The organism is Paracoccus salipaludis (genome assembly GCF_002287065.1).
GTDB lineage: Bacteria > Pseudomonadota > Alphaproteobacteria > Rhodobacterales > Rhodobacteraceae > Paracoccus > Paracoccus salipaludis.
In genome coordinates this window covers 276,610-283,603 of sequence record NZ_NSJZ01000003.1, presented here as the reverse complement: position 1 = coordinate 283,603, position 6,994 = coordinate 276,610, and the positions used below count along the sequence as shown (strand labels likewise).

The window sequence follows — 6,994 nt, the reverse complement described above, 5'->3', positions numbered from 1 at the left end:
CACCGCGGGGGCGATGCCGCCGTAGCGCAGGGCCACCCGCATCCACGGGGCGGCGGCGATCCTCGCCCCCCGCTTCCAATCGTCGAGCAGAGCGTAGATCGTGACCTCAATGCCCGCGAGCGCCGCAGCGATGAACAACCAGCCAGGGTGTCGAGATAGGGGCGAGCGGCAGGATCGCGCTCTGGGTTTCCGCCGGGACGTTCTGCGCCACATCGACGCCAGCCGCACCCAGCGTCGCCACACCGGCGGCACCGCTGGCCGTCATTGTCCGGTTTTCGGCCAGCACTTCCCTTGCGGGCGGCATTTACACTGCAAATGCTACCGGTCGCACCGGGAACCGGTCGCCCCACTCGCGTGCGGGCCCAAGATCAATGTGCATAAACCCCGAGCGCGGATAGAAGCCGAAGCCGAGGAACCCAACCTCCCGCGCTGCCGCCTCGAACGTCACCGGGGCGTGTCGCCATGGAGATGTCGAAGTCGGCGCCTTCCATGTGCTTCGACCGGGTCGCGCCGCCGACAGGGCGGTTATGCTTGGGGCTACGGCAGGCTGAGCGGACGATTAGCGGCATGGGCTGTTGCGGGGTCGCACCTGACACACCTTCGGTGAGATTAACCTTCGCCCAGCATCTCGAAAAACCCGCCATCCTCGCTGGGCCGCGGATCCTCCTTGAGATCGAAGATCACGCTGCCGACCACCGCGCGCCATTCCGAGGTGATCCCTACGCTCTGCGCGGACCTCCGCACGGTGATGATGACCGGTGCCTTCGATACGAGTCTCGCCTGCATGACGGCTTCAGAGCCGCGCAGATAGAGGATGTGGGCCCAGAGGGTGAAGCGGTCCTCCCAGCCATGGACGACGCCACCCATGTCGTCCTCGATCATGACGAACGACTGGAACGTGACGCGCTGATTGAGCCGCCCCGGGTCCATGTTCACAGCCGGATCCTGCGATACGGCGCCAGCAGCGCCTCGACGGCGAAGGGCAAGGCGGTGCCTGTGCCCGTCACCTGTCGATGCTCGTACCATTGCGTGACCAGCAGCAGCATGGCCTGCCGGATGGCGGCGGGCACTTCGGCGGGAGCGCCATAGCCTGCAGTGAAGGTAATGGCCGCAGGCCGGCCGAGGCCTTTGCGCGGGATCAGCACCGGTAGCCGATCCGGCCAGCGGAGATCGAACACGAGATCGCCCCCCGCGGGATCGATGAACACCGCACTGTCGATGACAGTGTCAGGAAACGGTAGCCGGATTGGCCCCGAGATCGCGTCAACCTCCGCGCGCCAGGTCTGTGTGACAAGGCACCGGCCGAGGATCCCGGCCGGACCGTCGAGCCAGGCGGTGGCCGCGTCGATGTAATGCTGGAGGAGGAGATCCTCGTCATCATGCGAGACGCGGGCATGCGCCTTGACCTCGGCCAGCATGATCGGCGGTGCGGCCGGTGGGGTGACGAGGACCAGCCGCATCAGTCTTGGGCCTTCCCATAGACGGCGCGGTCGATACCCTGTCCGGTGAAGGCGGCCTCATCGGGGCGCACCCGGTTGGGGTCGTTCCAGTCAATGGCGTTCTGCGCGGCCGTGGTTCCGGCGCGCGGATTGGCATCGGCGCTCTCGTGGCTCACGTCGACGGCGTCGGTGATTGCGGGTTCGATGATCGCGCCCGAGGCGTCCTCCAGCGCTGCCGTCGGCGCAGGATCGGCGACACCGTGGGTGCCGTTCTCGGTCGCAGTTGCATCGGCTTTCAATGCGGCATCAGTCTTCTTGACAACCATGATGGCCTCCATTCCGACAAGGGTGGAGCCCGGCGCAAACGCCGGGCCAAGGGATCAGGCTGCGGCCATCCTGAGGACCCGCAGCATCTCGGGATTGAGCAGCCCGCCGCCCACGCGCTTGGTGGTGTAGAAGTGGACATAGGGCTTGTTGGTGAAGGGATCGCGCAGGACCCGCACGCCGGTGCGGTCCACGATCAGGTAGCCGCGGCGGAAGTCGCCGAAGGCCAGTGGCATGGCTCCGGGTGCGACGTCCGGCATGGCCGCCATCTCGGTCACCGGATAGGCCAGCACGTTCTGCGGCTGGCCTTCGGTGAAGGAGGGCTGCCAGAGGTAGTTGCCCTGACCGTCCTTGAGCTTGCGGATGCTTGCGAGCGTGTTGCGGTTGGCGACCAGACGCGCATTCTGCGCCGCCTGACCGGGGAGCGAGTAGACCAGGTCGATCAGCTCGTCGGCGGTGATTGCCGTAGCACTCGCGGCGGTGATGGTCGGGATCGCACCCCAAGGGTGCGCCGCAGCCTTCGAGCCTCCTTCCGCATAGGTCAGCACCCCCGAGGGCTTGTTGACGCCGTCACCGGCCACGAAGGCGATGCCCTCCTGATAGGCGAACTCCGCCTCGATCTCGCTGGCGATCCACTGCTCGAGGTTGATCGCGGCATCGTCGAGCATCTGCTGGGTGGCACCCGGGTTGGCGTAGATCTCGCCCGGGGTGTAGTCGAGATGCCCGAAGGTCGGCGTGCTGGTCTGTGGTCGCGGGGCGGTCTCGCCGACCCAGCCGGAGCCGAAGCCCTGCGCCGAGAAGAGCTTGCGGAAGCCTGCCCCCGAGATCGTCTGGACCGAGGCGATCTGGCGCATGGGCGAGACCTCCACCAGCTTGTCGGTGATGGTGCGGTCCCACTCGACGGGGGCGAGATAACCGCCTTCGGCATCGGCGCCCTTGTTCAGTGCCGCGGAGACCTCGCCCTTGCGGAAGTGGGCGCGGAAGGCATCGGTGTAGGCGGCATCGACAGGGCCGGGCGCGCCAGACGTGCCGCCGATCCGCAGGGCTGCGATCTGCGCGGCCTGCGCATCCATGGCGGCCTGCAGCTCGCCGACGGCCGCATTGATGCGGTCGACCTTCTCGGCCCGGACCACGTCTTCCTGGCCTTTGCGGAGGGCTGTCAGCTGATCACTGTGCTCGGCCTTGAAGGCCTCGAAGCTCTTCTGCAGCTCGGCGAAGATCTGCTTCGGATCGCCGCTGGCATCCGCGCGCAGGGCGACGATCCCGCGCGTCAGCGCAGGGTGGGACATCATGGTCATGGGATTGCCTCTCAGGTGAGCGTCTGGATGAGGGACCGCGCGAGGGCGGTCCAGTCGTCGTCAGCGCGCGGCGTGACGGGCGCGGCAGCGTCCTGCGTGCCGCGGAGTTCGGCCAGAAGCGCGCGGCGTTCCGACCGGGGAATGTTCTGGCGGGCGAGCAGCGTGTCGATCCGGCGCAGTGCTCTCCGGCCGTTGCCATGATGGCTCTCGGTCTCGACCACGTCGGCTGTAAGGAAGTCGTCCGCGAGCCCGGCCTCAATGGCCTGCGGGCCAGTGAACCAGGTTTCGGCATCCATCCACGCGCCGGCCTGTGCAGGATCGACGTGGGCCTTCGCGGCGTAGACCTCGGCCATGGCCGCATCGAAGGGGATCATGGTCTCGGCGGCCGCGGCCATGTCGTGGCGGTTGCCGATGGCGACCACCCAGGCGTTGTGGACCATCAGGAACCCGGCGCGGCCGATCCGGACCTCGTCGCCGGCCATGGCGATCACCGAGGCCGCCGAGGCGGCGAGCCCGAGGATGCGGACGGTGACCCGGCGCGGATCGGCGCGCAGCAGGTTGTAGATCGCCACGCCCTCGAAGAAATCGCCGCCGGGGCTGTTGAGGTCGACGGTAATCTCGTCGGCGGTGATCGCGCGCAGCGCCGCGGCGATGCGCCGCGCGGTGACCCCCTCGCCGGTCAGGCCATCGGCGCCGATGACGTCGAGGATGCTGATCGTGCGGCTGCCGGTCACCGACTCCCGGCCGGGATCGGCGCGAAGTCCGGGGGTCCACTTCTCCAGCAGTGCCGGATCGGGGTCCCAGGCCTGCACCTTTGGCGGACGCGACAGGTCGATCTGGGGTGCGCTGCGCAGCGTCATGGCTCTCGCTCCTCTGTCTCCGGCGGCGGTCCGTTGCCCTCCTGCCCCGCCGTCCGCGGTGCCGTCATGTTCGGCGGCGGATAGTAGACATCGCCGCCTGCACGCGGGTTCTCGTCCTCCAGCGTGCGGATCTCGTTCGGGCTCCAGACACCCCATTGCAGGCCCTTCACATAGGCTTCCCAGCGGGCCTTGATGTCGCCCTTGACCAGGGCCGCGCGGTTGAAGCGGGCGTAGAGGTCGGGGCGTGCCTCCGGGATGAGATCGCGGGCGATGGTCTCCTCCCAGGTCGTCAGGTGATCCTCGAGCGTGTAGGCCACGAAGCCGATCGACTGCTGCTCGATGCCGGTGCCCCAGCTGGTCGACTTCTCGGTGTCGCCGATCATGTGCGGCGGGACCCCGAAGAACATGGCGATGTCGGCGCGGGTGAACTTGCGGCTCTCGATCCATTGCGCGTCCTCGGCGGTCATCGCCATGCGGGCGTAGTCCATGCCCTCTTCGAGGATCAGGTGCCGGCCTTCCTGCTCGCCGCCCGAGCGGAACTCGTCCAGGCCCGCCTTGAGGTTGGCCACCGCCTCTTGCCCCAGCCGGCCCGGATGGCGCAGCACGCCCGAGACCCGGGCGCCGTTGCGGAAGGTCGAGGCACCGTGCTCCTCCATCGCCAGTGACAGCCCGATCGTCTCGCGGGCATGGGTGATCACCGAGACGCCGGTGACGCCATCAAGCGTCATGCCGACGAGATGGAACATCTCGGATTGCCCGAGCTGCACCCGCACCCCGTCGCGGCGGATGTAGACGTATTCCAATTCCAGATCGTCCCTCTGCCGACAGGCCACCCGGTCCGGCTGCAACGGGACCAGCTCCCGGACCTGTCCGCGCGAGCGGACGATCATCGCATAGGCATTGCCACGCAGCAGCAGATGGGTCTGCATCATGCGGCGGAACTGCGAAGGTGTCTGCCAGCGATTGGGCCGGCGGCGCAGCAGATGCCACAACGGATCGTCCGAAGCATCGACGCGTGTCCGGTCGTCGATGCGACGGCGCAACTGCAGCGGCAGCGTCGCGACCGCCCCGGAGATGATCCGCACGCAGGCGTGGACGGCGGCCACCGTGAGGGCGGTCTCGGGCGAGACGCTCACCCCGGCAGCCGTGGCGGACCCGCCGCGGAGGACCTGCTCCAGCTCGGCGGAGGTATGGACCACCGTGCCGCCCGTCGAGCTGAGGGACGCCTGTGGTTGCAGGTCCGACTGCGACTGCGGGGCAGCAGCAGGCGCCGCGCTTCCACGCGCGCCGAAGAGACGGGACCAGAGGGACATGCAGCGTTCCTGTCAGAGCAGCATCGGCCCACGGGCCTGATAAACCGAGCGACCGGCGGACTCGTCGCGCATCATGGCCCGGCCAAGCGCGTTGCAGAGGGCCACGATCCCGTCGATGCGCTCCGACGAGCGCTCCTTGTCCGGCTTGATGTTGCCGGCCGGGTCGTGCCGGACGGCGACGTTCGAGGCATTCCAGCGCAGCACCGGATGGCCCCCGTGCCAGAGGAGCCGCGAGACCGCGAGCCGCTCAAGCTCTGCCGTGGGCGCAGCCATGCTCAGGAACCCCTGACCGAACTGGACGAGGTTGATGCCCTCGTCCTGCAGATGCTGGACGATCTCGCCCGCGAAGGTGCGGTCGTAGGCAAGTTCGCGCAGATCAAACCGGCCGGCGAGGTTGACGATCTCCGCCTCGATGAAGGCGAAGTCGGTGGCGTTGCCGGGGGTGGCCACCAGGAACCCCTGGTCGCGCCATACATCGTAGGGCACCCGGTCGCGCCGGGCGCGGCGCCCGATATCCTCCTCCGGTACCCAGAAGCGCGACAGCACGATCCACTTCTCGGCCAGGCTCCCGAGCGCCGCATCCCGCGTCGGCGGAAACAGCAGAAGGAAGGCCGAGAGGTCGTTGACCCGAGCCAGATCCAGCCCGCCGTAGCATTCGCGCCCCGCGAGCAGTCGCTCCAGACGGGAGAGTTCCCGCGCAATATCCGCGCCGCCGGCCGTTGCCGACAGTCCACCCTCCGCCCAGACCTCCATGTCGAGCCACCGGGTGACCTGCTCGGTCCATTCGTTCAATCGCAGCCGGCGGATGGCGTTCTGCTGCGCCGGCATCTCGCGCGCCTCATCGATCTGGCGCTTGAGATCATCAACCTTCACCGTCACCCCGAGGCTCGGATTGGCCTTTCCCCAGACCTTCGGGTCGGTCCAGTCGTCGCCGGTATCGATTGTGGCGATGAAGGCAAACCAGGGATCCGCGGTCTCCTGCGGCAGCGTGCCTTCCAGCGCCTTGACCGAGAACTCGTGATGCTGGCGGCAGACCGAGTGGCGGTCGTGTCCCGCCGTCGTGATCTCGACGATCAGCGGCTGGCGCCGGGCGCCGGTGGCCGTGTTGAGCTTCTGGATGATCTCTGGACCCGGATGCTCATGCACCTCGTCGACGGCCGCGAAGTGCACGTTCAGCCCGTCCATCTTGCTGGCGTCGGCCGAGAGCGGCCGGAACCAGGACGCGGTCGACAGCACCGCAAGGTTGTTGACCGTGCGCGTGACCCGGGCCGAGAGCGCCGGGCTCGCCGCCACCATCCGTTCGGCCTCGCCGAAGACGATGCGCGCCTGATCGCGGGTGGTCGCGGCGGCATAGACATGCGCCCCGGCCTCGCTGTCGGCGACCAGCGCATAGAGCGCGATCCCGGCCAGCAGGGCCGACTTGCCGTTCTTGCGGGCGACCTCGACATAAGCTGTTCGGAACCGGCGCAAGCCATCCGCCCGCTTCCAGCCGAAGACAGAGCCCACCACGAACTGCTGCCAGGGCTGCAGATCGAAGGGCTGGCCCGCCCATTCGCCCGTCGAGTGCCGCAGGTGGCTGAAGAACTCGATCGCGTGCAGCGCCGCCGCGCGGTCCCAGACGAGGTCCCGGTCATTGCTGGTCTTCAGATCTTCCAGGTGGCGCTGGCAGGCCAGCCGGGTGAGATGTCCGGCGACAACCTTGCCCTCCACTACCTTGCGGGCCCATGCCGTCACGGGACAGCTCGGAGTCTTCTGCCTGG

General features: G+C 68.1%; 7 protein-coding genes and 1 pseudogene. All 8 read right to left on the bottom strand.

Annotation, left to right across the window (positions count from 1 at the left end; all coding sequences use genetic code 11):
- Nucleotides 1–566 (bottom strand): annotated as a pseudogene (locus CK240_RS19515) (YcbK family protein); the annotation flags it as partial.
- Between the two features lie 43 nt (nucleotides 567–609).
- Nucleotides 610–930, bottom strand: coding sequence for a phage head closure protein (locus CK240_RS06400; protein WP_095639496.1), 321 nt, complete (start codon nucleotides 928–930; stop codon nucleotides 610–612).
- Nucleotides 931–932: 2 nt separating this feature from the next.
- Nucleotides 933–1,460, bottom strand: a complete 528-nt coding sequence (locus CK240_RS06395; RefSeq protein WP_095639495.1) for a head-tail connector protein — start codon at nucleotides 1,458–1,460, stop codon at nucleotides 933–935.
- Nucleotides 1,460–1,765, bottom strand: coding sequence for a hypothetical protein (locus CK240_RS06390; protein WP_135058799.1), 306 nt, complete (start codon nucleotides 1,763–1,765; stop codon nucleotides 1,460–1,462). Before CK240_RS06390 ends, CK240_RS06395 begins: the two co-directional genes overlap by 1 nt.
- Nucleotides 1,766–1,819: 54 nt before the next feature.
- A complete protein-coding gene (locus CK240_RS06385; protein WP_095639493.1) occupies nucleotides 1,820–3,061 on the bottom strand; it encodes a phage major capsid protein in 1,242 nt (413 codons plus the stop codon).
- An 11-nt stretch (nucleotides 3,062–3,072) separates the two neighbouring features.
- Nucleotides 3,073–3,921 (bottom strand): head maturation protease, ClpP-related, encoded by an 849-nt coding sequence (locus CK240_RS06380; protein WP_095639492.1) that lies wholly within the window; start codon nucleotides 3,919–3,921, stop codon nucleotides 3,073–3,075.
- Complete coding sequence (locus CK240_RS06375) at nucleotides 3,918–5,234, bottom strand: phage portal protein (RefSeq protein ID WP_095639491.1); 1,317 nt, start codon at nucleotides 5,232–5,234, stop codon at nucleotides 3,918–3,920. The genes CK240_RS06380 and CK240_RS06375 overlap by 4 nt, the downstream gene beginning before the upstream one ends.
- A gap of 12 nt (nucleotides 5,235–5,246) precedes the next feature.
- A complete protein-coding gene (locus CK240_RS06370; protein ID WP_205957769.1) occupies nucleotides 5,247–6,968 on the bottom strand; it encodes a terminase large subunit in 1,722 nt (573 codons plus the stop codon).
- Between the last annotated feature and the right edge of the window lie 26 nt (nucleotides 6,969–6,994).